Origin of the sequence: Escherichia whittamii, assembly GCF_014836715.1 — a bacterium.
GTDB classification, from domain to species: domain Bacteria; phylum Pseudomonadota; class Gammaproteobacteria; order Enterobacterales; family Enterobacteriaceae; genus Escherichia; species Escherichia whittamii.
Map to the genome: position 1 here is coordinate 281,499 of NZ_JACSQI010000004.1, position 26,369 is coordinate 307,867.

26 protein-coding genes are annotated in these 26,369 nt (G+C 51.8%); 22 read left to right on the forward strand and 4 right to left on the reverse strand.

The genetic code is table 11. The annotated features are described in order from the left end of the window. Positions 1–1,281 (forward strand): gamma-glutamylputrescine oxidase, encoded by a 1,281-nt coding sequence (gene puuB, locus H9644_RS09160; protein ID WP_191774253.1) that lies wholly within the window; start codon positions 1–3, stop codon positions 1,279–1,281. Between the two features lie 37 nt (positions 1,282–1,318). Beyond that, a complete protein-coding gene (gene puuE / locus H9644_RS09165; protein ID WP_191774255.1) occupies positions 1,319–2,584 on the forward strand; it encodes a 4-aminobutyrate transaminase in 1,266 nt (421 codons plus the stop codon). A 115-nt stretch (positions 2,585–2,699) separates the two neighbouring features. Here puuE and pspF read toward each other — a convergent pair whose 3' ends face one another. Continuing rightward, entirely contained in the window at positions 2,700–3,677 is a 978-nt protein-coding gene (pspF, locus tag H9644_RS09170) for a phage shock protein operon transcriptional activator (RefSeq protein ID WP_064527518.1), read from the reverse strand. A gap of 166 nt (positions 3,678–3,843) precedes the next feature. On the opposite strand from pspF, the gene pspA reads away from it, so the two are divergent. The 16 genes from pspA (at position 3,844) to ompG (ending at position 18,624) form a co-directional block, all read left to right on the forward strand. Beyond that, positions 3,844–4,512 carry a phage shock protein PspA gene (gene pspA, locus H9644_RS09175; RefSeq protein ID WP_000511033.1) on the forward strand — a complete coding sequence of 223 codons (669 nt, stop codon included), beginning with the start codon at positions 3,844–3,846 and terminating at the stop codon, positions 4,510–4,512. A 53-nt stretch (positions 4,513–4,565) separates the two neighbouring features. Beyond that, positions 4,566–4,790, forward strand: a complete 225-nt coding sequence (gene pspB / locus H9644_RS09180; protein ID WP_001274965.1) for an envelope stress response membrane protein PspB — start codon at positions 4,566–4,568, stop codon at positions 4,788–4,790. After that, on the forward strand, positions 4,790–5,149 hold the full coding sequence (gene pspC / locus H9644_RS09185) for an envelope stress response membrane protein PspC (RefSeq protein ID WP_000907386.1): 360 nt from the start codon (positions 4,790–4,792) through the stop codon (positions 5,147–5,149). The genes pspB and pspC overlap by 1 nt, the downstream gene beginning before the upstream one ends. An 8-nt stretch (positions 5,150–5,157) precedes the next feature. Beyond that, positions 5,158–5,379: a phage shock protein PspD gene (pspD, locus tag H9644_RS09190; protein WP_064527286.1), complete on the forward strand. Its 222-nt coding sequence runs from the start codon at positions 5,158–5,160 to the stop codon at positions 5,377–5,379. A gap of 74 nt (positions 5,380–5,453) precedes the next feature. Beyond that, positions 5,454–5,768 (forward strand): thiosulfate sulfurtransferase PspE, encoded by a 315-nt coding sequence (gene pspE / locus H9644_RS09195; RefSeq protein WP_105289310.1) that lies wholly within the window; start codon positions 5,454–5,456, stop codon positions 5,766–5,768. A 213-nt stretch (positions 5,769–5,981) separates the two neighbouring features. Beyond that, a complete protein-coding gene (locus H9644_RS09200) occupies positions 5,982–7,661 on the forward strand; it encodes a sugar phosphorylase (RefSeq protein ID WP_191774258.1) in 1,680 nt (559 codons plus the stop codon). A gap of 13 nt (positions 7,662–7,674) precedes the next feature. Further along, entirely contained in the window at positions 7,675–8,967 is a 1,293-nt protein-coding gene (locus H9644_RS09205; RefSeq protein WP_191774260.1) for an ABC transporter substrate-binding protein, read from the forward strand. 20 nt (positions 8,968–8,987) lie between these two features. Next, on the forward strand, positions 8,988–9,869 hold the full coding sequence (locus H9644_RS09210; RefSeq protein ID WP_001080777.1) for a carbohydrate ABC transporter permease: 882 nt from the start codon (positions 8,988–8,990) through the stop codon (positions 9,867–9,869). Next, complete coding sequence (locus H9644_RS09215; RefSeq protein WP_064527294.1) at positions 9,856–10,698, forward strand: carbohydrate ABC transporter permease; 843 nt, start codon at positions 9,856–9,858, stop codon at positions 10,696–10,698. The genes H9644_RS09210 and H9644_RS09215 overlap by 14 nt, the downstream gene beginning before the upstream one ends. Positions 10,699–10,728: 30 nt before the next feature. Further along, positions 10,729–11,781 carry a zinc-dependent alcohol dehydrogenase gene (locus H9644_RS09220; protein WP_191774262.1) on the forward strand — a complete coding sequence of 351 codons (1,053 nt, stop codon included), beginning with the start codon at positions 10,729–10,731 and terminating at the stop codon, positions 11,779–11,781. 17 nt (positions 11,782–11,798) lie between these two features. Then, the gene (locus H9644_RS09225; RefSeq protein WP_064527298.1) at positions 11,799–12,587 is read left to right on the forward strand and encodes a sugar phosphate isomerase/epimerase family protein; all 789 of its coding nucleotides are present in this window, start codon (positions 11,799–11,801) and stop codon (positions 12,585–12,587) included. A 9-nt stretch (positions 12,588–12,596) separates the two neighbouring features. Continuing rightward, positions 12,597–13,652, forward strand: coding sequence for a Gfo/Idh/MocA family protein (locus tag H9644_RS09230; protein WP_191774264.1), 1,056 nt, complete (start codon positions 12,597–12,599; stop codon positions 13,650–13,652). Next, positions 13,649–15,916: a kojibiose phosphorylase gene (gene ycjT / locus H9644_RS09235; protein ID WP_191774266.1), complete on the forward strand. Its 2,268-nt coding sequence runs from the start codon at positions 13,649–13,651 to the stop codon at positions 15,914–15,916. The genes H9644_RS09230 and ycjT overlap by 4 nt, the downstream gene beginning before the upstream one ends. Then, positions 15,913–16,572 carry a beta-phosphoglucomutase gene (pgmB, locus tag H9644_RS09240; protein WP_191774268.1) on the forward strand — a complete coding sequence of 220 codons (660 nt, stop codon included), beginning with the start codon at positions 15,913–15,915 and terminating at the stop codon, positions 16,570–16,572. The genes ycjT and pgmB overlap by 4 nt, the downstream gene beginning before the upstream one ends. 13 nt (positions 16,573–16,585) lie before the next feature. Continuing rightward, on the forward strand, positions 16,586–17,668 hold the full coding sequence (locus tag H9644_RS09245) for an ABC transporter ATP-binding protein (protein WP_064527306.1): 1,083 nt from the start codon (positions 16,586–16,588) through the stop codon (positions 17,666–17,668). A gap of 50 nt (positions 17,669–17,718) precedes the next feature. Continuing rightward, complete coding sequence (gene ompG / locus H9644_RS09250; RefSeq protein WP_191774270.1) at positions 17,719–18,624, forward strand: monomeric porin OmpG; 906 nt, start codon at positions 17,719–17,721, stop codon at positions 18,622–18,624. A gap of 57 nt (positions 18,625–18,681) precedes the next feature. On the opposite strand, the gene H9644_RS09255 is transcribed toward ompG, so the two are convergent. Then, the gene (locus H9644_RS09255) at positions 18,682–19,680 is read right to left on the reverse strand and encodes a LacI family DNA-binding transcriptional regulator (RefSeq protein WP_191774272.1); all 999 of its coding nucleotides are present in this window, start codon (positions 19,678–19,680) and stop codon (positions 18,682–18,684) included. 152 nt (positions 19,681–19,832) lie between these two features. On the opposite strand from H9644_RS09255, the gene H9644_RS09260 reads away from it, so the two are divergent. The 3 genes from H9644_RS09260 (at position 19,833) to tyrR (ending at position 23,976) form a co-directional block, all read left to right on the forward strand. Then, on the forward strand, positions 19,833–21,230 hold the full coding sequence (locus tag H9644_RS09260) for a YcjX family GTP-binding protein (protein ID WP_191774274.1): 1,398 nt from the start codon (positions 19,833–19,835) through the stop codon (positions 21,228–21,230). Then, complete coding sequence (locus H9644_RS09265) at positions 21,227–22,288, forward strand: YcjF family protein (protein WP_191774276.1); 1,062 nt, start codon at positions 21,227–21,229, stop codon at positions 22,286–22,288. The genes H9644_RS09260 and H9644_RS09265 overlap by 4 nt, the downstream gene beginning before the upstream one ends. Before the next feature lie 146 nt (positions 22,289–22,434). Continuing rightward, positions 22,435–23,976, forward strand: a complete 1,542-nt coding sequence (gene tyrR, locus H9644_RS09270) for a transcriptional regulator TyrR (RefSeq protein ID WP_191774278.1) — start codon at positions 22,435–22,437, stop codon at positions 23,974–23,976. A gap of 44 nt (positions 23,977–24,020) precedes the next feature. Here the strand turns inward: tyrR and tpx are convergent, their stop codons facing one another. Continuing rightward, complete coding sequence (gene tpx / locus H9644_RS09275) at positions 24,021–24,527, reverse strand: thiol peroxidase (RefSeq protein WP_191774280.1); 507 nt, start codon at positions 24,525–24,527, stop codon at positions 24,021–24,023. Positions 24,528–24,645: 118 nt separating this feature from the next. Here tpx and ycjG point away from each other — a divergent pair, with 118 nt between their 5' ends. Next, complete coding sequence (gene ycjG / locus H9644_RS09280; protein WP_191774282.1) at positions 24,646–25,611, forward strand: L-Ala-D/L-Glu epimerase; 966 nt, start codon at positions 24,646–24,648, stop codon at positions 25,609–25,611. Here the strand turns inward: ycjG and mpaA are convergent. After that, positions 25,586–26,314, reverse strand: coding sequence for a murein tripeptide amidase MpaA (gene mpaA, locus H9644_RS09285; protein WP_191774329.1), 729 nt, complete (start codon positions 26,312–26,314; stop codon positions 25,586–25,588). The two genes, ycjG and mpaA, sit on opposite strands and share 26 nt — an antisense overlap. Positions 26,315–26,369 lie beyond the last annotated feature (55 nt).

Consider the following 26,369-nt stretch of genomic DNA (forward strand, 5'->3'; position numbering starts at 1 on the left):
ATGACCGAACATACCAGCAGTTATTACGCCGCCAGTGCGAATAAATATGCCCCTTTCGACACGCTAAATGAGTCAATCACCTGTGACGTTTGCGTGGTTGGCGGCGGCTATACCGGGCTCTCCTCCGCGCTGCATCTGGCGGAAGCGGGCTTTGATGTGGTGGTTCTCGAAGCCTCACGCATTGGCTTCGGGGCCAGCGGGCGCAATGGCGGTCAGCTTGTGAACTCCTACAGCCGCGACATCGACGTTATCGAAAAAAGCTACGGCATGGACACCGCCCGTATGCTCGGCAGCATGATGTTCGAAGGCGGAGAGATCATCCGCGAACGCATCAAACGTTATCAGATTAACTGCGACTACCGCCCCGGCGGCCTGTTTGTGGCGATGAATGATAAACAGCTCGCCACGCTCGAAGAGCAGAAAGAGAACTGGGAGCGCTACGGCAATAAACAGCTTGAGATGCTGGACGCCAACGCCATTCGCCGCGAAGTGGCGAGCGATCGCTACAGTGGCGCGCTGCTGGATCACAGCGGCGGGCATATTCACCCGCTGAACCTCGCCATTGGCGAAGCGGACGCCATCCGCCTGAATGGCGGGCGCGTGTATGAACTTTCTGCGGTGACGCAGATCCAGCACACCACGCCAGCCGTTGTGCGCACAGCCAAAGGTCAGGTGACGGCGAAGTATGTGATTGTCGCCGGAAATGCGTACCTGGGTGATAAAGTGGAGCCGGAACTGGCGAAACGCAGTATGCCGTGCGGCACGCAGGTGATCACCACCGAGCGGCTTTCCGATGAGTTAGCCCGTTCGCTGATCCCGAAAAACTACTGTGTTGAAGACTGTAACTATCTGCTTGATTACTACCGTCTGACAGCTGACAACCGCCTGCTGTACGGCGGTGGCGTGGTGTATGGCGCACGTGACCCGGATGACGTTGAGCGCCTTGTGGTGCCAAAACTGCTGAAAACCTTCCCGCAGCTGAAGGGCGTCAAAATCGACTATCGCTGGACGGGCAACTTCCTGCTAACGCTTTCGCGTATGCCTCAGTTTGGTCGCCTTGATACCAACATCTATTACATGCAGGGCTACAGCGGCCACGGCGTCACCTGTACCCATCTCGCCGGGCGTCTGATTGCTGAACTGCTGCGCGGCGACGCCGAGCGTTTCGACGCCTTCGCCAATCTGCCGCATTATCCGTTCCCCGGCGGGCGCACGCTTCGCGTGCCGTTTACCGCGATGGGCGCGGCTTATTACAGCCTGCGCGATCGTCTGGGCGTGTAATTTCCGATTAACAGTGAAGAGCTAAAAGGTGTGAAAAATGAGCAACAATGAATTCCATCAGCGTCGTCTTTCTGCCACCCCACGCGGGGTTGGCGTGATGTGTAACTTCTTCGCCCAGTCGGCAGAAAACGCCACGCTGAAGGATGTTGAAGGCAACGAATACATCGATTTCGCCGCAGGCATTGCTGTGCTGAATACCGGGCATCGCCATCCTGAACTGGTCGCGGCGGTGGAGCAGCAACTGCAACAGTTTACCCACACGGCATATCAGATTGTACCGTATGAAAGCTACGTCACCCTGGCGGAGAAAATCAACGCCCTTGCCCCGGTGAGCGGGCAGGCTAAAACCGCGTTCTTCACTACCGGTGCGGAGGCGGTTGAGAACGCGGTGAAAATCGCCCGCGCCCATACCGGACGCCCCGGCGTGATTGCGTTTAGCGGCGGCTTCCACGGTCGCACGTACATGACTATGGCGTTAACTGGAAAGGTCGCGCCGTACAAAATCGGCTTCGGCCCGTTCCCCGGTTCGGTGTATCACGTGCCGTATCCATCAGACTTGCATGGCGTGTCGACGCAAGATTCCCTCGACGCCATCGAACGCTTGTTTAAATCGGACATTGAAGCGAAGCAGGTCGCAGCCATTATTTTCGAACCGGTACAGGGCGAGGGCGGTTTTAACGTGGCGCCAAAAGAGCTGGTTTCTGCCATTCGCCGCCTGTGCGATGAGCATGGCATTGTGATGATTGCCGATGAAGTGCAAAGCGGTTTTGCGCGTACCGGTAAGCTGTTTGCCATGGATCACTACGCCGATAAGCCGGATTTAATGACGATGGCGAAAAGCCTCGCGGGCGGGATGCCGCTTTCGGGCGTGGTGGGTAACGCGAATATTATGGACGCGCCCGCACCGGGCGGGCTTGGCGGTACCTACGCCGGAAACCCGCTGGCGGTCGCTGCCGCGCACGCGGTGCTCAACATTATCGACAAAGAATCACTTTGCGAACGCGCGAATCAACTGGGCCAGCGCCTGACGCAAACGCTGATTGATGCCAAAGAAAGCGTTCCGGCTATTGCTGCGGTACGCGGTCTGGGGTCGATGATTGCGGCAGAGTTTAACGACCCGCAAACGGGCGAGCCGTCAGCCGCCATTGCGCAGAAAATTCAACAACGCGCGCTGGCGCAGGGATTGTTACTGCTGACCTGCGGCGCGTACGGCAACGTGATTCGTTTCCTGTATCCGCTGACCATCCCTGATGCGCAGTTTGATGCGGCAATGAAAATTTTGCAGGATGCGCTGAGAGATTAATGCCAACGCAATAATGCCTGATGCGCTGCGCTTATCAGGCCTACAAACGACGTATTGATTTTGTAGGCCGGACAAGGCGTTCACGCCGCATCCGGCAAGTTGCATTGCCCAAATGCTAAATCTGGTGCTTTTTCAATAACGCGCGGAACTGATGATAGGTTAACCCCAGCAATTCAGCTGCGCGCTTCTGGTTATATTTCCCCTGTTGCAAACTGAGTTGCAGCAACTCTTTTTCCTGTTGCATCTGAAACTCACGTAAATCCAGCGGCAGCGTCGGAAGCGAGGTGGTTTCTGAAACGGCGATGGCTTCTTCAGGCGGGCGCCGTTTAAAGGGATCAATAATGATCTCATCAAGCGGATAATCGCTGGTGCCATGGCGATACACCGAACGTTCCACCACGTTTTTCAATTCGCGAATATTTCCCGGCCAGCGATAGTTCAGCAACGTTTCTCTGGCGCGCTCGGTAAAACCCGGGAACAAAGGCAATTTGATTTCCTGACACATCTGGATGGCAAAGTGTTCTGCCATCAACATAATGTCGCTTTCGCGTTCGCGCAGTGGCGGCAGTTGCACTACATCGAAAGCCAGGCGGTCCAGCAGGTCCGCGCGAAATGTACCTTCATTGACCATCGCCGGAAGATCGGCATTTGTCGCACATACCAGCCGCACATTGACCTGCAATGGCTGGCTGCCGCCGACGCGCTCCAGTTCGCCATACTCAATCACGCGCAATAACTTTTCCTGCACCATCATCGGTGCCGTAGCGAGTTCATCAAGAAACAGCGTACCGCCATCGGCACGTTCAAATCGTCCGGGATGACGTTTTTGCGCGCCAGTAAACGCGCCCGCTTCGTGACCGAACAATTCAGAATCCAGCAGATTTTCATTTAACGCCGCGCAGTTAAGGGAAATAAACGGCCCCTGCCAACGGGAGGAGAGATAATGCAAACGGCTGGCAATCAGTTCTTTACCCGTGCCGCGCTCGCCAATGATAAGCACTGGTTTGTCCAGAGGTGCGAGATGCGACACCTGCTCCAGCACTTCGAGAAAACTATTCGCTTCACCGAGTAAGTTATCTTTGTATTCTGCCATGATGAAATTCGCCACTTGTTAGTGTAATTCGCTAATTCATCCTGGCATGTTGCTGTTGAATCTTCAATCAGATCTATATAAATCAAAAAGATAAAAAATTGGCACGCAAATTGTATTAACAGTTCAGCAGGACAATCCTGAACGAAGAAATCAAGAGGACAACATTATGGGTATTTTTTCTCGCTTTGCCGACATCGTGAATGCCAACATCAACGCTCTGTTAGAGAAAGCGGAAGATCCGCAGAAACTGGTGCGTCTGATGATCCAGGAAATGGAAGACACGCTGGTTGAAGTGCGTTCTACTTCGGCACGTGCGCTGGCTGAAAAGAAACAGCTGACTCGCCGTATTGAACAAGCGTCGGCGCGTGAAGTTGAGTGGCAGGAAAAAGCCGAACTGGCACTGCTGAAAGAGAGAGAAGATCTGGCGCGTGCCGCGTTAATTGAAAAACAGAAGCTGACCGATCTGATTAAGTCCCTGGAACATGAAGTGACGCTGGTGGACGATACGCTGGTGCGTATGAAGAAAGAGATTGGTGAGCTGGAAAACAAATTGAGCGAAACTCGTGCTCGCCAGCAGGCATTGATGTTGCGTCATCAGGCTGCAAACTCGTCACGCGATGTGCGTCGCCAGTTGGACAGTGGCAAACTGGATGAAGCGATGGCCCGTTTCGAATCTTTTGAGCGCCGTATCGATCAGATGGAAGCAGAAGCGGAAAGCCACAGTTTCGGCAAACAAAAATCGCTGGACGATCAGTTTGCCGAGCTGAAAGCCGATGATGCAATCAGCGAGCAACTGGCACAATTAAAAGCCAAAATGAAGCAAGACAATCAATAATAACACCCAGGCGGCGTCCGAACGCGCCGCCGCTCATCCCTTAAGGAGTACTTATGAGCGCGCTATTTCTGGCTATTCCGTTAACCATCTTTGTGCTGTTTGTTTTACCGATTTGGTTATGGCTGCATTACAGCAACCGTTCCAGTCGTGGAGAGCTTTCACAAAGCGAACAACAGCGATTAGCGCAACTGGCTGATGAAGCAAAACGGATGCGCGAGCGTATTCAGGCGCTGGAATCCATTCTTGATGCTGAACATCCGAACTGGAGGGATCGCTAATGGCGGGTATTAATCTCAATAAAAAATTATGGCGCATTCCACAACAGGGCATGGTGCGCGGGGTCTGTGCCGGGATTGCTAACTATTTTGATGTACCGGTAAAACTGGTCCGTATCCTGGTGGTGCTGTCGATTTTCTTCGGTCTGGCGCTGTTTACCCTGGTTGCTTACATCATTTTGTCATTTGCGCTTGATCCAATGCCTGACAACATGGCATTTGGTGAACAACTGCCTTCCAGCAGCGAATTGTTGGATGACGTCGATCGTGAACTGGCGGCCAGTGAAACGCGTTTACGCGAGATGGAACGTTATGTCACTTCCGACACCTTCACGCTACGTAGTCGTTTCCGTCAACTGTGAGGAAAGTTATGAATACTCGCTGGCAACATGCCGGGCAAAAGATGAAGCCTGGTTTCAAATTAGCAGGCAAGCTGGTACTTCTTACCGCACTGCGCTATGGCCCGGCGGGCGTGGCTGGCTGGGCGATAAAATCTGTTGCTCGCCGACCGCTGAAAATGTTGCTGGCTGTGGCGCTGGAACCGCTATTAAGTCGGGCTGCAAATAAACTGGCACAGCGTTATAAAAGGTGAGGGGAGTTTCGCAAAAATTGTTAAATCTCAGGCGTATAATGGATGGCAATTTTCATCCATAGAAGGACGCTCACATGTTTAAAAAAGGGTTACTTGCTCTGACACTGGTGTTTTCACTGCCCGTGTTTGCCGCTGAACACTGGATAGATGTTCGTGTTCCAGAACAGTATCAGCAAGAGCACGTTCAGGGAGCCATCAATATTCCTCTGAAGGAAGTGAAAGAGCGCATAGCTACCGCAGTTCCGGATAAAAACGACACCGTGAAAGTATATTGCAACGCCGGACGTCAGTCAGGGCAAGCAAAAGAGATCCTCAACGAGATGGGATATACCCACGTTGAGAACGTCGGTGGCCTGAAAGACATCGAAATGCCGAAAATCAAAGGTTAAAAGAATTCACAACAGGCGGCGCTTAGGCGCCGTTTTCTTTTTCTGTCACACCTTATTTACATCCCCATTGATTATTTGCGTCAGCTCACAAATACGCTTTTTCCTTGAGAAAAATTGATTTCATGCGTGATTAAAACCCATGTGCTCAATTGACAGTTTATTTTCTGCGGAGTAGTCTTTTGTTTCATGGGACCGCTACCACGGAAAGGCAACATGAAGCAGAAAATTACGGATTACCTGGGCGAAATTTACGGTGGAACATTTACCGCAACGCATTTACAGAAACTTGTAACACGTCTTGATAGTGCGCAACGATTAATTACACAGCGATGTAAAAAACACTGGGATGAAAGTGATGTTGTGTTAATTACCTATGCCGATCAATTTCACAGTAATGGTTTAAAACCACTGCCAACATTTAATCAGTTTTACCATGAATGGCTACAAGGCATTTTTTCTCATGTTCATTTATTACCATTTTATCCATGGTCATCTGATGATGGATTTTCGGTGATTGATTATCATCAGGTCGCCAGTGAAGCAGGGGAGTGGCAGGATATTCAGCAGCTCGGCGAATGCAGCCATTTAATGTTTGATTTTGTCTGTAACCATATGTCGGCAAAAAGTGAATGGTTTAAAAACTATTTACAACAGCAACCGGGTTTTGAAGATTTCTTTATTGCCGTTGACCCGCAAACCGATCTCAGTGCAGTGACTCGCCCACGTGCGTTACCGTTATTAACGCCATTTCAGATGAGCGATAATTCAACACGCCATTTATGGACCACCTTTAGCGACGATCAAATTGACCTCAATTACCGTAGCCCCGACGTGTTGCTGGCGATGGTGGATGTTTTGCTTTGCTACCTTGAAAAGGGCGCGGAATATGTCCGACTGGATGCCGTTGGCTTTATGTGGAAAGAGCCGGGAACAAGCTGCATCCATCTGGAAAAAACGCATCAGATAATCAAACTGTTACGGGCAATTATTGATGACGTTGCGCCGGGTACTGTGATCATTACCGAGACAAATGTTCCGCACAAAGACAACATTGCTTACTTTGGCAACGGCGATGACGAAGCGCATATGGTGTATCAGTTCTCGCTGCCGCCGCTGGTGCTGCATGCGGTGCAAAAACAGAATGTTGAAGCGCTATGTGCGTGGGCGCAAAACTTGACGTTGCCTTCCAGTAACACCACCTGGTTTAACTTCCTTGCGTCACACGATGGTATCGGGCTTAATCCACTGCGTGGCTTGTTGCCAGAGAGCGAAATAGTGCAACTGGTAGAAGCCTTACAGCAGGAAGGTGCGTTAGTAAACTGGAAAAACAATCCCGACGGTACACGCAGCCCCTATGAAATGAATGTCACCTATATGGATGCGTTAAGTCGCCGCGAGTGTAGCGACGAAGAACGGTGCGCCAGGTTTATTCTTGCTCATGCGATTTTATTAAGTTTCCCCGGCGTACCAGCGATATATATTCAAAGTATTCTGGGTTCACGTAATGATTATGCAGGTGTCGAAAAACTGGGGTATAACCGTGCGATTAATCGTAAAAAATACACCAGTGAAGAGATTGCGGCAGAACTGAACAATAATGCGACATTAAGGCACTCAGTATATCATGAGTTATCGCATTTAATTACGCTTCGTCGCAGCAATAAAGAGTTTCATCCGGATAATAATTTTTCCATCGATACGGTTAATTCATTTGTAATGCGAATTCAAAGAAGCAATGCAGATGGTGATTGTCTGACGGGATTATTTAATGTCAGTGAAAATATTCAGCATATAAATGTTATTAACCTGCACGGTCGGGATCTGATTAGTGAAGTCGATATTTTGGGTAATGAAATAACGCTGCGTCCCTGGCAGGTTATGTGGATTAAATAAAAAGGAACATCTCATGATTAAATCAAAAATCGTGCTGTTATCAGCACTGGTTTCCTGCGCCCTGATTTCAGGTTGTAAAGAAGAAAATAAAAATCATGTCTCCATCGAATTTATGCATTCTTCGGTGGAGCAGGAGCGCCAGGCCGTTATCAGTAAATTGATTGCCCGTTTTGAAAAAGAAAACCCAGGCATCACAGTTAAACAGGTGCCGGTGGAAGAAGATGCCTATAACACCAAAGTGATTACCCTTTCACGTAGCGGCTCGCTGCCGGAAGTGATCGAAACCAGCCATGACTACGCCAAAGTCATGGATAAAGAACAACTTATCGATCGCAAAGCGGTTGCTACGGTCATCAGTAATGTCGGTGAAGGCGCGTTCTATGACGGTGTTCTGCGGATTGTGCGCACCGAAGATGGCAGCGCATGGACCGGTGTTCCAGTCAGCGCATGGATAGGCGGTATCTGGTATCGCAAAGATGTGCTGGCTAAGGCGGGGCTGGAAGAGCCGAAAAACTGGCAACAGTTGCTGGACGTCGCACAGAAACTGAATGACCCGGCGAATAAAAAATACGGCATTGCACTACCTACAGCAGAAAGCGTGCTGACAGAACAATCTTTCTCCCAGTTTGCGTTATCCAATCAGGCCAACGTTTTTAATGCCGAAGGCAAAATTACCCTTGATACGCCAGAGATGATGCAGTCACTGACCTATTACCGCGATCTCGCCGCCAACACCATGCCGGGGTCCAACGACATTATGGAAGTGAAAGATGCCTTTATGAACGGCACTGCGCCGATGGCGATTTACTCCACCTATATCCTTCCGGCTGTAATTAAAGAAGGCGACCCGAAAAATGTTGGTTTCGTTGTACCAACCGAGAAAAACTCTGCGGTCTACGGCATGTTGACCTCGCTGACCATTACCGCTGGGCAAAAGACCGAAGAGACGGAAGCAGCAGAAAAATTCGTCACCTTTATGGAGCAGGCGGACAACATTGCCGACTGGGTAATGATGTCGCCAGGTGCGGCGCTACCGGTGAACAAAGCGGTTGTGACTACCGCCACGTGGAAAGACCACGACGTTATCAAGGCGCTGGGAGAATTGCCGAATCAATTAATCAGCGAACTGCCGAATATTCAGGTCTTTGGCGCAGTAGGGGATAAAAACTTTACCCGCATGGGCGATGTGACGGGGTCTGGCGTAGTCAGTTCAATGGTGCATAACGTCACCGTGGGCAAAGCCGATCTCGCTACCACGCTGCAAACGAGCCAGAAAAAGCTGGATGAGCTGGTCGAACAGCACTAAACCCAGGACAGGAATCCGCAATGAACAGGCTTTTTTCAGGTCGTTCCGATATGCCCTTTGCGCTGCTGCTTCTCGCGCCCAGCTTATTGCTGCTGGGCGGTCTGGTGGCGTGGCCGATGGTGTCGAATATCGAAATCAGTTTTTTACGTCTGCCGCTTAATCCCAACATCGAGGCAACGTTTGTTGGCGTGAGCAACTATGTGCGTATTCTCTCCGATCCCGGCTTCTGGCATTCGCTGTGGATGACGGTCTGGTATACCGCGCTGGTTGTGGCAGGTAGCACCGTGCTCGGGCTGGCGGTGGCGATGTTTTTCAATCGCGAGTTCCGTCTGCGCAAAACCGCGCGTTCGCTGGTGATCCTCTCCTACGTCACGCCGTCCATTTCGTTGGTGTTCGCCTGGAAATACATGTTCAACAACGGCTACGGCATTGTGAACTACCTCGGCGTCGATCTCCTGCATCTCTATGAGCAGGCGCCGCTGTGGTTCGATAATCCGGGCAGTAGCTTTGTGCTGGTGGTGCTGTTCGCCATCTGGCGCTACTTCCCGTATGCCTTTATCTCGTTTCTGGCGATTTTGCAGACCATCGATAAATCGCTGTACGAAGCGGCAGAGATGGATGGCGCCAATGCCTGGCAACGGTTTCGCATTGTCACGCTGCCCGCAATTATGCCGGTCCTGGCGACGGTGGTGACTCTGCGCACCATCTGGATGTTCTACATGTTCGCGGATGTTTATCTGCTGACCACTAAGGTCGATATTCTCGGCGTTTATCTCTACAAAACCGCCTTTGCCTTTAATGACTTAGGCAAAGCGGCGGCGATCTCGGTGGTGCTCTTCATCATTATTTTCGCTGTCATTCTGCTGACCAGGAAACGGGTGAACCTCAATGGCAACAAATAAACGCACACTCAGTCGTATCGGTTTTTACTGCGGGCTGGCGCTGTTTCTCATCATCACGCTGTTTCCGTTTTTTGTGATGCTGATGACGTCGTTCAAGAGCGCGAAAGAGGCGATCTCGCTGCATCCTACGCTGCTGCCGCAGCAGTGGACGCTGGAGCATTACGTCGACATTTTTAATCCGGTGATTTTCCCGTTTGTCGACTACTTCCGTAACAGCATGGTGGTGTCGGTGGCTTCGTCGGTGGTGGCGGTATTTCTCGGCATTCTCGGAGCTTACGCGCTTTCCCGCCTGCGTTTTAAAGGGCGGATGACCATCAACGCCAGCTTTTACACGGTGTATATGTTTTCCGGCATTTTGCTGGTGGTGCCGCTGTTCAAAATCATCACCGCGCTTGGTATTTACGACACCGAGATGGCACTCATCATCACCATGGTGACGCAAACCCTGCCCACAGCCGTGTTTATGCTGAAAAGCTACTTCGACACCATCCCTGACGAGATTGAAGAAGCGGCGATGATGGATGGCCTCAACCGTCTGCAAATCATCTTCCGCATCACCGTGCCGTTGGCGATGTCCGGGCTGATATCCGTGTTCGTCTACTGCTTTATGGTGGCGTGGAACGACTATCTGTTTGCATCGATTTTCCTCTCCAGCGCCAGCAACTTCACCTTACCGGTGGGCCTGAACGCGCTGTTCAGTACGCCTGATTACATCTGGGGACGGATGATGGCTGCCTCGCTGGTGACCGCATTGCCGGTGGTGATTATGTATGCGCTTTCAGAACGTTTTATTAAGAGTGGTTTGACCGCCGGTGGCGTGAAGGGCTAAAGCGGCCAGTTTCTTAACAAGGAGTTTTAAATGAAAAAGTTAGTAGCCACAGCACCGCGCGTTGCTGCGTTGGTTGAGTATGAAGATCGGGCGATTTCAGCCAATGAAGTGAAGATTCGCGTGCGTTTCGGCGCGCCGAAGCACGGGACGGAAGTGGTCGATTTTCGCGCCGCCAGCCCGTTTATCGATGAAGACTTTAATGGCGAATGGCAGATGTTCACCCCGCGTCCGGCAGATGCGCCGCGCGGCATTGAATTCGGTAAGTTCCAGCTTGGCAATATGGTTGTGGGCGACATTATTGAATGCGGCAGCGACGTTACCGACTACGCGGTGGGCGACAGCGTATGCGGTTATGGTCCGCTTTCCGAAACGGTCATCTTTAACGCGGTGAATAACTACAAACTGCGCAAGATGCCGACAGGTAGCTCGTGGAAAAACGCCGTTTGCTATGACCCGGCGCAGTTTGCCATGAGCGGTGTGCGCGATGCCAATGTGCGCGTGGGTGACTTTGTAGTGGTAGTGGGCCTTGGCGCGATCGGTCAAATTGCCATTCAACTGGCAAAACGTGCTGGCGCTTCGGTGGTGATTGGCGTCGATCCTATCGCTCATCGCTGTGATATCGCTCGTCGCCACGGCGCGGATTTCTGCCTTAACCCCATCGGCACTGACGTAGGTAAAGAGATTAAAACGCTGACCGGAAAGCAGGGTGCCGATGTGATTATCGAAACCAGCGGCTACGCCGACGCGCTGCAATCGGCGCTGCGTGGCCTGGCCTACGGCGGCACCATCTCTTATGTCGCGTTTGCCAAACCGTTTGCAGAAGGTTTTAACCTGGGACGCGAAGCGCATTTCAATAACGCCAAAATTGTCTTCTCGCGCGCGTGCAGCGAACCGAACCCGGATTATCCACGCTGGAGTCGCAAGCGTATCGAAGAAACCTGCTGGGAATTGCTGATGAACGGTTATCTCAATTGTGAAGATTTAATCGACCCGGTGGTGACCTTTGCCAACAGCCCGGAAAGCTACATGCAGTATGTCGACCAGCATCCGGAACAGAGCATCAAAATGGGCGTCACGTTTTAATTCTAAGGACTGGAAAAATGAAAATAGGCACACAGAATCAGGCGTTCTTCCCGGAAAATATCCGCGAGAAATTTCGTTATATCAAAGAGATGGGCTTCGATGGTTTTGAGATTGACGGCAAACTGCTGGTTAATAATATCGATGAAGTCAAAGCTGCAATTAAAGAAACCGGTTTACCAGTGACCACCGCCTGCGGCGGCTATGACGGCTGGATTGGCGACTTTATCGAAGAGCGTCGTCTTAATGGCTTAAAGCAGATCGAGCGCATTCTCGAAGCGCTGGCAGAAGTGGGCGGTAAAGGTATCGTCGTGCCAGCTGCGTGGGGCATGTTTACCTTCCGCTTACCGCCGATGACCTCGCCGCGCAGCCTGGACGGCGATCGTAAAATGGTGAGTGATTCCCTGCGCGTACTGGAACAGGTGGCCGCGCGTACTGGAACGGTGGTTTATCTCGAACCGTTAAACCGCTATCAGGATCACATGATCAATACCCTCGCCGATGCTCGTCGTTACATCGTCGAAAACAATCTTAAACATGTACAGATTATCGGCGATTTCTATCACATGAATATCGAAGAAGATAATCTGGCGCAGGCGCTGCACGACAACCGCGATCTCCTTGGACATGTGCATATTGCAGATAACCATCGCTACCAGCCGGGCAGCGGCACCCTCGATTTCCACGCGCTGTTTGAACAGCTGCGCGCCGACAACTATCAGGGCTATGTGGTGTATGAAGGGCGCATCCGGGCAGAAGATCCGGCCCAGGCGTACCGTGATTCTTTGACCTGGTTGCGTACCTGCTAAGAGGTCTTTGTGAAAAGTGCAATGACAAGCTCTCCGCTGCGGGTCGCGATAATAGGCGCGGGTCAGGTGGCGGATAAAGTTCATGCTTCGTACTACTGCACCCGCAACGATCTGGAACTGGTGGCTGTCTGTGACAGTCGCCTCTCCCAGGCGCAGGCGCTGGCAGAAAAATACGGTAATGCATCCGTGTGGGACGATCCGCAAGCGATGCTGCTGGCGGTGAAACCCGACGTGGTTAGCGTCTGCTCACCTAACCGTTTTCACTATCAACATACCCTGATGGCGCTGGAAGCGGGCTGCCACGTGATGTGCGAGAAACCGCCTGCCATGACGCCGGAACAGGCGCGGGAGATGTGCGATACCGCGCGCAAACAGGGCAAGGTGCTGGCATATGATTTTCACCATCGTTTTGCTCTCGACACACAACAACTGCGCGAACAGGTGACTAATGGCGTGCTGGGGGAAATCTACGTCACTACCGCTCGCGCCCTGCGTCGCTGCGGCGTTCCCGGCTGGGGCGTCTTTACCAATAAAGAACTGCAAGGCGGCGGCCCGCTGATCGACATCGGCATTCACATGCTGGATGCGGCGATGTACGTGCTGGGCTTTCCGGCGGTGAAAAGCGTCACTGCGCATAGCTTTCAAAAGATCGGCACGCAAAAGAGCTGTGGTCAATTTGGCGAGTGGGACCCGGCAACTTATAGCGTCGAAGATTCGCTGTTTGGCACTATCGAGTTTCATAACGGCGGCATTCTGTGGCTGGAAACGTCATTTGCACTCAACATCCGCGAACAGTCGATTATGAATGTCAGCTTTTGCGGTGATAAAGCCGGGGCGACGCTATTTCCGGCACATATCTATACCGATAATAACGGCGAGTTGATGACGCTGATGCAGCGGGAAATCGCAGACAACAACCGCCATCTGCGTAGCATGGAAGCCTTTATCAACCACGTACAGGGAAAGCCCGTGATGATTGCTGACGCCGAGCAGGGATACATCATCCAGCAACTGGTGGCGGCGTTGTATCAATCCGCAGAAACAGGGACGCGAGTGGAATTATGACCAGGCCAGTAACCTTATCAGAACCCCATTTCAGCCTGCATACTCTGAACAAATATGCTTCGTTGCTGGCGCAAGGGAACGGCTACCTGGGGCTACGCGCCAGCCATGAAGAGGACTATACGCGCCAGACGCGCGGCATGTATCTGGCGGGGCTTTATCATCGCGCGGGGAAAAATGACATCAACGAACTGGTGAACCTGCCTGATGTCTTGGGGATGGAGCTTTTACTGAATGGCGAGATTTTCTCTTTAGACCGTGAAGAGTGGCAGCGCGAGCTTGACTTTGCCAGCGGAGAATTACGCCGCAGCGTTATCTGGCGCACCAGCGATGGCGCGCGTTACACCATCGCCAGCCGTCGCTTTGTCTCGGCAGAACAACTGTCGCTGATAGCGCTGGAAATCACTATTACACCGCTGGACGCCGACACGTCAGTGCTGATCTCAACCGGTATTGACGCCACGCAAACTAACCACGGTCGCCAGCATCTCGACGAAACCCAGGTGCGAGTGTTTGGTCAGCATTTGATGCAGGGTGTCTACACCAGTCAGGATGGGCGCAGTGACGTGGCCATCAGCTGTTGTTGCCAGGTGAGTGGTGACGTTCAGCAATGCTATACCGCCAAAGAGCGCCGTTTACTGCAACATACCAGTGCGCAACTTCACGCAGGCGAGACACTGACGCTACAAAAGCTGGTGTGGGTCGACTGGCGGGACGACCGACAAACAGCATTAGACGAGTGGGGCGGTGCGTCGTTTCGCCAGCTTGAAATGTGCGCACAGCAGAGTTACGACCAGCTTCTTGAGGCATCAACGGAAAACTGGCGTCAGTGGTGGCAGAAACGACGCGTTACGGTGAGTAGTGGAGATGAGCACGATCAGCAAGCGTTAGATTATGCGCTTTATCATCTGCGTATCATGACGCCCGCCCACGACGAGCGCAGCAGCATTGCGGCGAAAGGCTTAACCGGGGAAGGTTACAAAGGTCACGTATTCTGGGATACGGAAGTGTTCCTGCTGCCGTTCCATCTGTTTAGTGACCCGACGATTGCCCGAAGTTTACTACGCTATCGCTGGCACAACTTGCCTGGCGCACAGGAGAAAGCACGACGCAACGGTTGGCAGGGAGCGCTGTTTCCGTGGGAGAGCGCTCGCAGCGGTGAAGAAGAGACGCCGGAATTTGCCGCCATTAACATCCGTACCGGGCTACGGCAAAAAGTGGCCTCGGCGCAGGCGGAACACCATCTGGTCGCCGATATCGCCTGGGCGGTTATTCAATATTGGCAGGTCACGGGGGATGAAAGTTTCATTGCTCATGAAGGTATGGCGCTACTGCTGGAGACTGCGAAATTCTGGATTAGCCGCGCGGTGAGAGTTAACGACCGTCTGGAGATTCATGATGTTATTGGGCCAGACGAATATACCGAACATGTCAATAATAACGCTTACACCAGTTATATGGCCTGCTACAACGTCCGACAGGCGCTGAATATTGCCCGCCAGTTCGGCTGTAGCGACGATGCGTTTATCCATCGTGCTGAAATGTTCCTCAAAGAACTGTGGATGCCAGAAATTCAGCCTGACGGCGTTTTGCCGCAGGATGATTCGTTTATGGCTAAACAGATGATAAATCTGGCGAAATACAAAGCGGCGGCGGGGAAGCAAACCATTCTGCTGGATTATTCACGTGCAGAAGTGAACGAGATGCAAATCCTCAAGCAGGCCGATGTGGTGATGCTCAATTACATGCTGCCAGAGCAATTTTCAGCGGCATCGTGTCTGGCCAATCTGCAATTTTATGAGCCGCGCACCATTCACGACTCGTCATTGAGTAAAGCGATCCACGGCATTGTTGCCGCTCGTTGCGGCCTGCTGACGCAGAGTTATCAGTTCTGGCGCGAGGGTACTGAAATTGACCTGGGCGCTGACCCGCATAGCTGTGACGACGGTATCCACGCTGCTGCAACCGGGGCTATCTGGCTGGGCGCGATTCAGGGTTTTGCCGGGGTGAGTGTGCGTGACGGTGAATTACATTTGAATCCGGCATTACCTGAGCAGTGGCAACATTTGTCATTCCCTCTGTACTGGCAGGGCTGTGAATTACAGGTCACTCTCGACGCGCAGCGTATTGCGATTCGGACTTCTGCGCCCGTTTCACTGCGGTTAAATGGTCAGCTTATTACCGTGGCCGAAGAGTCTGTCTTCTGTTTGGGTGATTTTATTTTGCCTTTCAATGGGACCGCTACCACGAATAAGGAGGATGAATGAAACTGCAAGGGGTAATTTTCGATCTGGATGGCGTGATTACCGACACCGCGCACCTGCATTTTCAGGCGTGGCAGCAGATTGCCGCCGAAATTGGCATCAGCATAGATGCGCAATTTAACGAGACTTTAAAAGGGATCAGCCGTGATGAATCCCTGCGTCGCATTCTGCAACACGGGGGCAAAGAGGGCGACTTTAACTCTCAGGAGCGGGCGCAACTGGCGTATCGCAAAAATTTGCTTTACGTCCACTCACTGCGTGAACTGACGGTTAACGCCGTTCTGCCCGGCATTCGCTCTTTGCTGGCAGATCTCCGTGCACAACAGATCCCGGTAGGGCTGGCTTCTGTCTCCCTGAATGCCCCGACGATCTTAGCGGCGCTGGAGCTGAACGAGTTTTTCACTTTCTGCGCGGATGCCTCACAGCTTAAAAACTCGAAACCGGATCCGGAAATCTTTCTCGCCGCCTGTGCAGGACTGGACGTGCCGCCACAGGCATGTATCGGCATTGAAGATGCGCAGGCGGGTATTGACGCGATTAATGCGTCCGGAATGCGTTCGGTTGGGATCGGCGCGGGCTTAACCAGGGCGCAATTACTGTTGCCCTCTACGAAATCTCTGACCTGGCCGCGGTTATCGGCCTTCTGGCAAAACGTATAGCAAAGGAATCAACATGGCACAGCTTTCGTTACAACATATTCAAAAAATCTACGATAACCAGGTGCATGTGGTGAAGGATTTCAACCTGGAGATTGCCGATAAAGAGTTCATCGTATTTGTTGGCCCGTCGGGCTGTGGTAAATCGACCACCCTGCGCATGATTGCCGGGCTGGAGGAGATTAGCGGCGGCGATTTGTTGATAGACGGCAAACGAATGAATGACGTTCCGGCCAAAGCACGCAATATCGCGATGGTGTTTCAGAACTACGCGCTTTATCCGCATATGACGGTTTACGACAACATGGCGTTTGGCCTGAAGATGCAGAAAATCGCCAAAGAGGTGATTGATGAGCGCGTTAACTGGGCGGCGCAAATTCTCGGCCTGCGTGAATACCTGAAACGCAAGCCGGGGGCGCTTTCTGGCGGGCAACGCCAGCGTGTGGCGCTCGGGCGAGCGATAGTGCGCGAAGCAGGCGTGTTTTTAATGGATGAACCGCTCTCTAACCTTGATGCCAAGCTGCGTGTGCAAATGCGCGCAGAAATCAGCAAGCTGCATCAGAAACTGAACACCACCATGATTTACGTGACCCACGATCAGACCGAAGCGATGACCATGGCGACGCGGATTGTGATTATGAAGGATGGGATTGTTCAGCAGGTAGGTGCGCCGAAAACGGTTTATAACCAACCGGCAAATATGTTTGTTGCCGGATTTATTGGATCACCAGCAATGAATTTTATTCGCGGCACGATCGATGGCGATAAATTTGTTACGGAAACGCTTAAATTAACCATTCCCGAAGAGAAATTAGCGGTTCTGAAAACGCAGGAAAGTTTGCATAAGCCCATTGTAATGGGAATACGCCCGGAAGATATTCTTCCGGACGCGCAAGAGGAAAATAACATTTCCGCCAAAATTAGCGTGGCGGAATTAACCGGTGCGGAATTTATGCTCTACACCACGGTTGGGGGGCATGAGTTAGTGGTCCGTGCCGGTGCATTAAATGATTATCATGCAGGAGAAAATATTACTATCCATTTTGATATGACCAAATGTCATTTCTTTGATGCAGAAACGGAAATTGCGATTCGCTGAACAAAAGAAAAGGGGGAAGTGATTCCCCCAGAACATTATAAGGAACAATAATGAAAAAGTTATTACCCTGTACCGCACTGGTAATGTGTGCGGGAATGGCCTGCGCACAGGCTGAGGAAAAGAACGACTGGCACTTTAATATTGGTGCGATGTACGAAATAGAAAATGTCGAGGGTTATGGCGAAGATATGGATGGACTGGCTGAACCGTCTATCTATTTTAATGCCGCCAACGGTCCATGGAGAATCTCGCTGGCCTATTATCAGGAAGGGCCGGTAGATTATAGTGCGGGTAAACGTGGAACATGGTTTGATCGCCCGGAACTGGAAGTACATTATCAGTTCCTTGAAAGCGATGATTTCAGTTTCGGCCTGACCGGCGGTTTCCGTAATTATGGTTATCACTATGTTGATGAGCCGGGTAAAGACACGGCGAATATGCAGCGTTGGAAAATCGCGCCAGACTGGGATGTGAAACTGACTGACGATTTACGTTTCAACGGTTGGCTGTCGATGTATAAATTTGCCAACGATCTGAACACGACTGGTTATGCAGATACCCGTGTAGAAACGGAAACAGGTCTGCAATATACCTTCAACGAAACAGTTGCCTTGCGAGTGAACTATTATCTCGAGCGCGGTTTCAATATGGACGACAGCCGTAATAACGGTGAGTTTTCCACGCAAGAAATTCGCGCCTATTTGCCGCTGACGCTCGGCAACCACTCGGTGACGCCGTATACGCGGATTGGGCTGGATCGCTGGAGTAACTGGGACTGGCAGGATGATATCGAACGTGAAGGCCATGATTTTAACCGTGTTGGTTTATTTTACGGTTATGATTTCCAGAATGGTCTTTCCGTTTCGCTGGAGTATGCGTTTGAGTGGCAGGATCACGACGAAGGCGACAGCGATAAATTCCATTATGCAGGTGTTGGGGTGAATTACTCGTTCTGATACTGTTGTAAATTGCCGGATGCGGCGCGAGCGCCTTATCCGGCCTACATCAGACTTTTATTTCAACGACATATGTGTGGCAACGGTGATATTCTGCGCTGATGGTTTTCCTGTAATTAAGCGGAATAATAACTCGCAGCTTTGTTGGCCTAATTCCTGCGTCGGGACATCAATACCGCCCGGCGCAGGCGTTAATATAAAGGATAGCGTTTCATTACTGTAGCCAACCACCGCTAACTGTTGGGGAATTACAATGTTTTTCTCTGCCGCAGCACGATAAATGCTCATTAATTTTAAACTGTCAGTGGCAAACACTGCTTCAGGCAACGGGGATTGACTTAATAATTGTCTTGCTGCTTTTAATGCCGTTTCATGAGTATAACCGCCATCGATAATCCATTCGTCACGTACTGCAATATTATGTGTTCTCAGACTCTGCTTATAGCCATTAACGCGATCAACTGAAACATGGACATCGAGCGGAGCATGCAAGCAGGCAATATTTTTATGTCCGTTCTCAATTAATGCATCGGTCAACGCAATACTGTCACCATAATTATCAGTATCGACTGAATAAACATGGGAGTATTGACCTTCAACTTTGCCAATTACCACCACCGGAATATCATATTTATCGAGTTGAGCGAAAAACGATTCATCCGCAGGCGAACTTAACATAATAATGCCTTTAATCATTTTCTGCTTAATTTTACTTTCGCATTTTTGCAGATCTTCCGCAGGATTATGCGACGTCTGCAGTATCACATCGAACCCCTCGTCTTCTGCTTTGGCGGTAATGGCATGTAATACTTCCGAGAAGAATGGATTCCCTGCGGTGGTTTTGGTGGAACGGGTGGAAATAACCATAATTGCATCAAAACCTGAAGAAGTCAGTGCGCGAGCCAGTTTGTTCGGCTGATACTCTAATTCTTCAATTGCTCGTAACACTTTTTCACGCGCTTCTGGAGAGATATTGGTTTGCTTATTCAGCACGCGTGATACGGTAGATTTTGATACGCCTGCAACCCGGGCGATATCATAAATAGTAGGGGACATAGGTCAGGAACTCCGTCCGAACGTGAATGGTGCACATCTTATGAAGTTCGCCCCTTGATGACAACACGGCCAGGTTGATAATCAGTGGCATGGTCCCCACATTTATAACCTTAATCATGGTTTTCTGGTCTTCAGGGCAGCACAGGACAGCAATGAAGCGACTTAAAAATGAACTCAATGCGCTGGTGAATCGGGGTGTCGACAGACACCTGCGACTGGCCGTTACTGGACTTAGCCGCAGCGGCAAAACGGCATTTATCACCGCGATGGTAAATCAGTTGCTTAATATTCACGCAGGAGCCAGGCTGCCGCTATTAAGCGCGGTGCGTGAAGAGCGCCTGCTGGGTGTGAAGCGTATTCCTCAACGTGATTTCGGCATCCCGCGTTTTACTTACGACGAAGGTCTGGCGCAGTTATATGGCGATCCTCCCGCCTGGCCGACGCCAACGCGCGGCGTCAGCGAAATTCGTCTGGCGTTGCGTTATAAATCGAATGATTCACTGCTGCGTCACTTCAAAGACACCTCCACGCTGTATCTGGAGATTGTGGATTATCCAGGCGAATGGCTGCTAGACCTGCCGATGCTGGCGCAGGATTACTTAAGCTGGTCGCGGCAGATGACGGGCTTGCTCAATGGTCAGCGCGGCGTGTGGTCGGCGAAATGGCGGATGATGTGCGAAGGCCTGGACCCGTTAGCGCCTGCCGACGAAAACCGACTGGCGGATATTGCCGCCGCGTGGACCGATTATCTCCATCACTGTAAACAGCAGGGGCTGCACTTTATTCAGCCAGGACGCTTTGTTTTGCCTGGCGATATGGCCGGAGCTCCTGCGCTGCAATTCTTCCCGTGGCCGGATGTCGATGCCTGGGGCGAGTCGAAACTGGCGCAGGCCGATAAGCACACCAACGCCGGAATGCTGCGCGAGCGGTTTAATTATTACTGCGATAAGGTGGTGAAAGGATTCTATAAAAATCACTTCCTGCGTTTTGACCGTCAGATTGTGCTGGTGGACTGCCTGCAACCGCTCAACAGTGGACCGCAGGCATTTAATGACATGCGTCTGGCGTTGACGCAATTAATGCAGAGTTTCCATTACGGGCAGCGTACGCTGTTCCGGCGCTTGTTCTCACCGGTTATCGATAAGCTGTTGTTTGCCGCGACTAAAGCGGATCATGTGACCATCGATCAGCACGCCAATATGGTTTCATTACTGCAACAACTGATTCAGGATGCCTGGCAAAATGCGGCGTTCGAAGGGATCAGTATGGACTGTCTGGGGCTGGCCTCGGTACAGGCGACCACCAGCGGCATTATCGACGTTAACGGCGAGAAAATCCCGGCTTTGCGTGGTAATAGACTCAGCGACGGTGCGCCGCTAACCGTTTACCCAGGTGAGGTCCCCGCGCGTTTACCCGGTCAGGCATTTTGGGATAATCAGGGCTTCCAGTTTGAAGCGTTTCGTCCGCAGGTCATGGATGTCGACAAACCGCTGCCGCACATTCGCCTTGATGCTGCGCTGGAATTTTTAATAGGAGATAAATTGCGATGACCGAACCGTTAAAACCACGTATTGATTTCGACGGTCCGCTGGAGGTCGATCAGAACCCTAAATTTAAGGCGCAGCAGACCTTTGACGAAAGTCAGGCGCAAAATTTTGCCCCGGCCACGCTCGAAGAAGCACAGGAAGAAGAGGGGCAAGTTGAAGCGGTGATGGACGCTGCTTTACGCCCGAAACGCAGCCTGTGGAGTAAAATGGTGATGGGCGGGTTGGCGCTGTTTGGCGTGAGCGTTGTTGGCCAGGGTGTGCAGTGGACGATGAATGCCTGGCAAACTCAGGACTGGGTAGCGCTGGGCGGTTGTGCCGCCGGGGCAATGATTATCGGCGCAGGTGTGGGATCGGTGGTGACCGAGTGGCGGCGCTTATGGCGCTTGCGTCAGCGTGCGCATGAACGCGACGAAGCGCGCGATCTATTGCACAGTCACGGCACCGGGAAAGGGCGCGCGTTTTGCGAAAAACTGGCGCAGCAGGCGGGAATCGATCAGTCACATCCGGCGCTGCAACGCTGGTATGCATCAATCCATGAAACGCAGAACGATCGTGAAGTGGTTAGTTTGTACGCCCATCTTGTTCAGCCAGTACTGGATGCACAGGCACGTCGGGAAATCAGCCGTTCGGCGGCGGAATCGACGTTGATGATTGCGGTCAGTCCGCTGGCGCTGGTGGATATGGCCTTCATCGCCTGGCGTAATTTGCGCCTGATTAACCGCATCGCCACTCTGTATGGCATTGAGCTTGGCTATTACAGCCGCCTGCGCCTGTTTAAACTGGTCTTGCTGAATATTGCTTTCGCGGGTGCCAGCGAACTGGTGCGTGAAGTGGGGATGGACTGGATGTCGCAGGATCTTGCCGCGCGTTTGTCTACCCGCGCCGCCCAGGGAATAGGGGCAGGGTTACTGACCGCCCGACTGGGGATTAAAGCCATGGAACTTTGCCGTCCGCTGCCGTGGATTGACAATGACAAACCACGTCTGGGTGATTTCCGCCGTCAGCTCATCGGTCAGGTAAAAGAGACGTTACAAAAGAGCAAATCGTCCGGCGAAAAATAGTGCACTTTCGGGCGCTGATCGGATACCTTTACGCCGAAGTGCCCGTTTATCCATCGTTGTGTCAATGTTTGTTGACAGAAACCTTCCTGCTACTCAAATAGTGTCATATCATCATATTTATTGTTCTTTTTCATGTGAAGGTTCCCATGCGTCTGGAAGTCTTTTGTGAAGACCGACTCGGTCTGACCCGCGAATTGCTCGACCTGCTGGTGCTAAGAGGCATCGATTTACGCGGTATTGAGATTGACCCAATCGGGCGGATTTACCTGAATTTTGCCGAACTGGATTTTGACAGTTTCAGCAGTTTGATGGCGGAAATACGCCGTATTGCGGGCGTTACCGATGTGCGGACTGTGCCGTGGATGCCTTCCGAGCGAGAACATCAGGCGTTGAGCGCATTGCTTGAAGCATTGCCTGAACCCGTGCTTTCTGTCGATATGAAAAGCAAGGTGGACATGGCAAATCCGGCGAGCTGTCAGCTATTCGGGCAAAAACTGGAGCGCTTGCGCAATCATACCGCTGCGCAATTGATTAACGGATTTAATTTTTTACGTTGGCTTGAGAGCGACCCGCAGGATTCACATAACGAACATGTAGTGATTAATGGACAAAATTTCCTGATGGAAATAACGCCTGTCTATCTTCAGGATGAAAACGACCAGCATGTCCTGACCGGTGCGGTAGTGATGCTGCGCTCAACAATCCGTATGGGCCGTCAGTTGCAAAATGTGGCTGCGCAGGATGTCAGCGCCTTTAGTCAGATTGTCGCCATCAGTCCTAAAATGAAGCACGCGGTAGAGCAGGCGCAAAAGTTGGCAATGTTAAGCGCACCGCTGCTGATCACGGGTGATACTGGCACGGGTAAAGATCTCTTTGCTTACGCTTGTCATCAGGCAAGCCCGCGTGCGAGTAAACCATATCTGGCGCTGAACTGTGCTTCTATTCCAGAAGATGCTGTAGAGAGCGAACTGTTCGGGCATGCGCCGGAGGGGAAAAAAGGATTCTTTGAACAGGCGAACGGCGGCTCGGTTTTGCTGGATGAGATTGGCGAGATGTCGCCGCGAATGCAGGCAAAATTATTGCGTTTTCTCAACGATGGCACTTTCCGTCGCGTTGGGGAAGACCACGAAGTGCATGTCGATGTGCGGGTAATTTGCGCGACGCAGAAGAATCTGGTTGAGCTGGTGCAAAAAGGCATGTTCCGCGAAGATCTCTATTATCGTCTGAACGTGCTGACGTTAAATCTGCCGCCGCTTCGCGACTGTCCACAGGACATCATGCCGTTAACCGAGCTGTTTGTTGCCCGATTTGCTGACGAGCAGGGAGTGCCGCGTCCGAAATTAGCTGCAGATCTGAATACCGTGCTTACGCGTTATGCATGGCCGGGTAACGTGCGGCAGTTGAAAAACGCCATTTACCGCGCACTGACGCAACTGGAAGGTTATGAACTGCGTCCGCAGGATATTTTGCTGCCGGATTATGACGCTACAACTGTGGCCGTTGGTGAAGATGCAATGGAAGGTTCGCTGGACGAAATCACCAGCCGTTTTGAACGTTCGGTATTAACTCAACTTTATCGCAATTACCCCAGTACGCGTAAACTGGCAAAACGTTTGGGCGTTTCACACACCGCGATTGCCAATAAGTTGCGGGAATATGGATTGAGTCAGAAGAAGAGCGAAGAATAAGTGGGATAAATGCCTGATGGCGCAATGCCATCAGGCATAATAATTTACGCTTTCAGTACCGCGAGAGCTGCTTCGTAATCTGGTTCGGTGGTGATTTCATTCACCAACTGACTGAAAATCACATTATCATTTTCATCAATCACGACAACCGCACGTGCCGCCAGACCTTTCAGTGGGCCTTCAGCGATCTCAACGCCGTAAGTTTGTAGGAATTCAGCGTTACGGAAAGTGGAGAGAGTGATAACGTTGTTCAGACCTTCCGCACCGCAGAAACGAGACTGGGCAAACGGCAGATCGGCGGAGATGCACAGCACAACCGTGTTGTCGATTTCGGTTGCCAGTTGGTTAAACTTACGTACTGATGCGGCGCAAACACCGGTATCAATGCTCGGGAAAATGTTCAGCACTTTGCGTTTACCTGCAAACTGACCGAGGGTGACGTCAGACAGATCTTTTGCCACGAGAGTAAAAGTCTGCGCTTTGCTACCCGCTTGCGGGATGGAATTGGCGACTGTAACCGGGTTGCCCTGGAAATGAACGATTTGTGACATGATTATCTTTCCTGTTTACATATAGTTAACGTCACACCTAGTTTATGCTAACTGTCAATAACACAGCAATCGCTATTTGCGCTTAATCCGCAGACCACCGCAGCAACAAGGAGTAAAGATGAGAACCGTTAAGGTATTTGAGGAAGCCTGGCCGTTACATACCCCGTTTGTTATTGCGCGAGGAAGCCGCAGTGAAGTGCGCGTGGTGGTGGTTGAACTGGAAGAAGAAGGCGTCAAAGGTACGGGAGAATGTACGCCTTATCCGCGCTATGGCGAAAGTGATGCCTCAGTTATGGCGCAAATAATGAGCGTGGTCCCACAACTGGAAAAAGGGCTGACGCGCGCGGAGTTGCAAAAAGTTCTGCCTGCGGGTGCGGCGCGTAATGCGCTGGATTGTGCGCTGTGGGATCTTGCCGCACGACAACAGCAACAGACGCTGACTGAACTTATCGGTATATCTCTTCCTGAAACGATCACCACTGCGCAGACCGTCGTGATCGGTACGCCGGATCAGATGGCAGGCAGTGCCGCAGCATTATGGCAGGCTGGTGCTAAATTGCTAAAAGTGAAGCTGGATAATCATCTTATCAGCGAGCGGATGGTGGCGATTCGCGCGGCAGTACCGGATGCGACGTTAATTGTTGATGCCAATGAATCCTGGCGTGCGGAAGGACTGGCGGCGCGATGCCAGTTGCTGGCCGATTTAGGCGTCGCAATGCTGGAGCAACCGCTTCCGGCTCAGGACGATGCGGCGCTGGAGAATTTTGTTCATCCATTACCCATTTGCGCAGATGAAAGTTGTCATACCCGCAGCAACCTGAAGGCGCTGAAAGGGCGCTATGAGATGGTGAATATCAAGCTTGATAAAACCGGTGGCCTGACGGAAGCATTGGCGCTGGCAACAGAAGCGCGTGCACAAGGTTTCAGCCTGATGTTGGGCTGCATGTTATGCACCTCACGCGCCATTAGTGCGGCGTTACCGCTGGCGCCGCAGGTCAGCTTCGCCGATCTCGACGGGCCGACCTGGCTGGCGGTAGATGTGGAACCGGCTCTCCAGTTTACGACCGGCGAATTGCATCTTTAGGATGCCAACGCAGTAAATTCGCCATCGCAAAAAGATATTTTTCGCTGGCTTCATCGGCGGAGATTGGCGGAAACTCGGCAGTGATACAGTGCAAGTTCAGATCAGCACACCAACTGCCAAAGGAACCGGGTGTGTCGTAGCCGACGCTGGTTACCAGCGGTAATTCAAATGCCTGGGCCAGCCATTCACCTAATTCACTGTGTCTGGGAGCTTCAATACACGCCAGCGGATCGTGGAACGAGACGACCCAGGCGGGTTGAATGCGGTGAATGAGTTGGCATAACGCCTGGGTTTCAGGTTCGGAGCCGGGTTTATCTCCGGTCAGCAAGACAACGTCGCGCTCTTCGGCGGCACTGTTCCAGCGATATACCGTTTCCCCTTCCTTCCAGTTGGCGGCGGGAAAGTTCCTGTTTAAATCCACGCCATTGGCATTGGCCCGTAGACCCAACTGGCAACCGTCGGGATTCACACAGAGCACAACATGATGACGGCGCAGAGACGGTGTTAATGTGCGTAATGCGCAGGAGAGGGCGACGACGGAAGAATTCTCATCGCCGTGGGTCCCAGCAAGAATCAAACCACTTTCGCTGCTGGCTGCATGGGCCGGAAACCAGAGCAGCGGCGCACCCAATAATGAACGTCCGTAATGTTCAGTTCCTGGGGGGAAAGCGCCCCGTTCGGCGCGTGGGCGGGTCACGGTCATAATCGTCTCTGACATTAGAAGTATTACAGGCAGTGTTGTGCAAATTTTGTGGATT

Coding starts and splice junctions, on each gene's coding strand:
- puuB (WP_191774253.1), top strand. CDS start 1: ATGACCGAACATACCAGCAGTTATTACGCCGCCAGTGCGAATAAATAT.
- puuE (WP_191774255.1), top strand. CDS start 1,319: ATGAGCAACAATGAATTCCATCAGCGTCGTCTTTCTGCCACCCCACGC.
- pspF (WP_064527518.1), bottom strand. CDS start 3,677: ATGGCAGAATACAAAGATAACTTACTCGGTGAAGCGAATAGTTTTCTC.
- pspA (WP_000511033.1), top strand. CDS start 3,844: ATGGGTATTTTTTCTCGCTTTGCCGACATCGTGAATGCCAACATCAAC.
- pspB (WP_001274965.1), top strand. CDS start 4,566: ATGAGCGCGCTATTTCTGGCTATTCCGTTAACCATCTTTGTGCTGTTT.
- pspC (WP_000907386.1), top strand. CDS start 4,790: ATGGCGGGTATTAATCTCAATAAAAAATTATGGCGCATTCCACAACAG.
- pspD (WP_064527286.1), top strand. CDS start 5,158: ATGAATACTCGCTGGCAACATGCCGGGCAAAAGATGAAGCCTGGTTTC.
- pspE (WP_105289310.1), top strand. CDS start 5,454: ATGTTTAAAAAAGGGTTACTTGCTCTGACACTGGTGTTTTCACTGCCC.
- H9644_RS09200 (WP_191774258.1), top strand. CDS start 5,982: ATGAAGCAGAAAATTACGGATTACCTGGGCGAAATTTACGGTGGAACA.
- H9644_RS09205 (WP_191774260.1), top strand. CDS start 7,675: ATGATTAAATCAAAAATCGTGCTGTTATCAGCACTGGTTTCCTGCGCC.
- H9644_RS09210 (WP_001080777.1), top strand. CDS start 8,988: ATGAACAGGCTTTTTTCAGGTCGTTCCGATATGCCCTTTGCGCTGCTG.
- H9644_RS09215 (WP_064527294.1), top strand. CDS start 9,856: ATGGCAACAAATAAACGCACACTCAGTCGTATCGGTTTTTACTGCGGG.
- H9644_RS09220 (WP_191774262.1), top strand. CDS start 10,729: ATGAAAAAGTTAGTAGCCACAGCACCGCGCGTTGCTGCGTTGGTTGAG.
- H9644_RS09225 (WP_064527298.1), top strand. CDS start 11,799: ATGAAAATAGGCACACAGAATCAGGCGTTCTTCCCGGAAAATATCCGC.
- ycjT (WP_191774266.1), top strand. CDS start 13,649: ATGACCAGGCCAGTAACCTTATCAGAACCCCATTTCAGCCTGCATACT.
- pgmB (WP_191774268.1), top strand. CDS start 15,913: ATGAAACTGCAAGGGGTAATTTTCGATCTGGATGGCGTGATTACCGAC.
- H9644_RS09245 (WP_064527306.1), top strand. CDS start 16,586: ATGGCACAGCTTTCGTTACAACATATTCAAAAAATCTACGATAACCAG.
- ompG (WP_191774270.1), top strand. CDS start 17,719: ATGAAAAAGTTATTACCCTGTACCGCACTGGTAATGTGTGCGGGAATG.
- H9644_RS09255 (WP_191774272.1), bottom strand. CDS start 19,680: ATGTCCCCTACTATTTATGATATCGCCCGGGTTGCAGGCGTATCAAAA.
- H9644_RS09260 (WP_191774274.1), top strand. CDS start 19,833: ATGAAGCGACTTAAAAATGAACTCAATGCGCTGGTGAATCGGGGTGTC.
- H9644_RS09265 (WP_191774276.1), top strand. CDS start 21,227: ATGACCGAACCGTTAAAACCACGTATTGATTTCGACGGTCCGCTGGAG.
- tyrR (WP_191774278.1), top strand. CDS start 22,435: ATGCGTCTGGAAGTCTTTTGTGAAGACCGACTCGGTCTGACCCGCGAA.
- tpx (WP_191774280.1), bottom strand. CDS start 24,527: ATGTCACAAATCGTTCATTTCCAGGGCAACCCGGTTACAGTCGCCAAT.
- ycjG (WP_191774282.1), top strand. CDS start 24,646: ATGAGAACCGTTAAGGTATTTGAGGAAGCCTGGCCGTTACATACCCCG.
- mpaA (WP_191774329.1), bottom strand. CDS start 26,314: ATGACCGTGACCCGCCCACGCGCCGAACGGGGCGCTTTCCCCCCAGGA.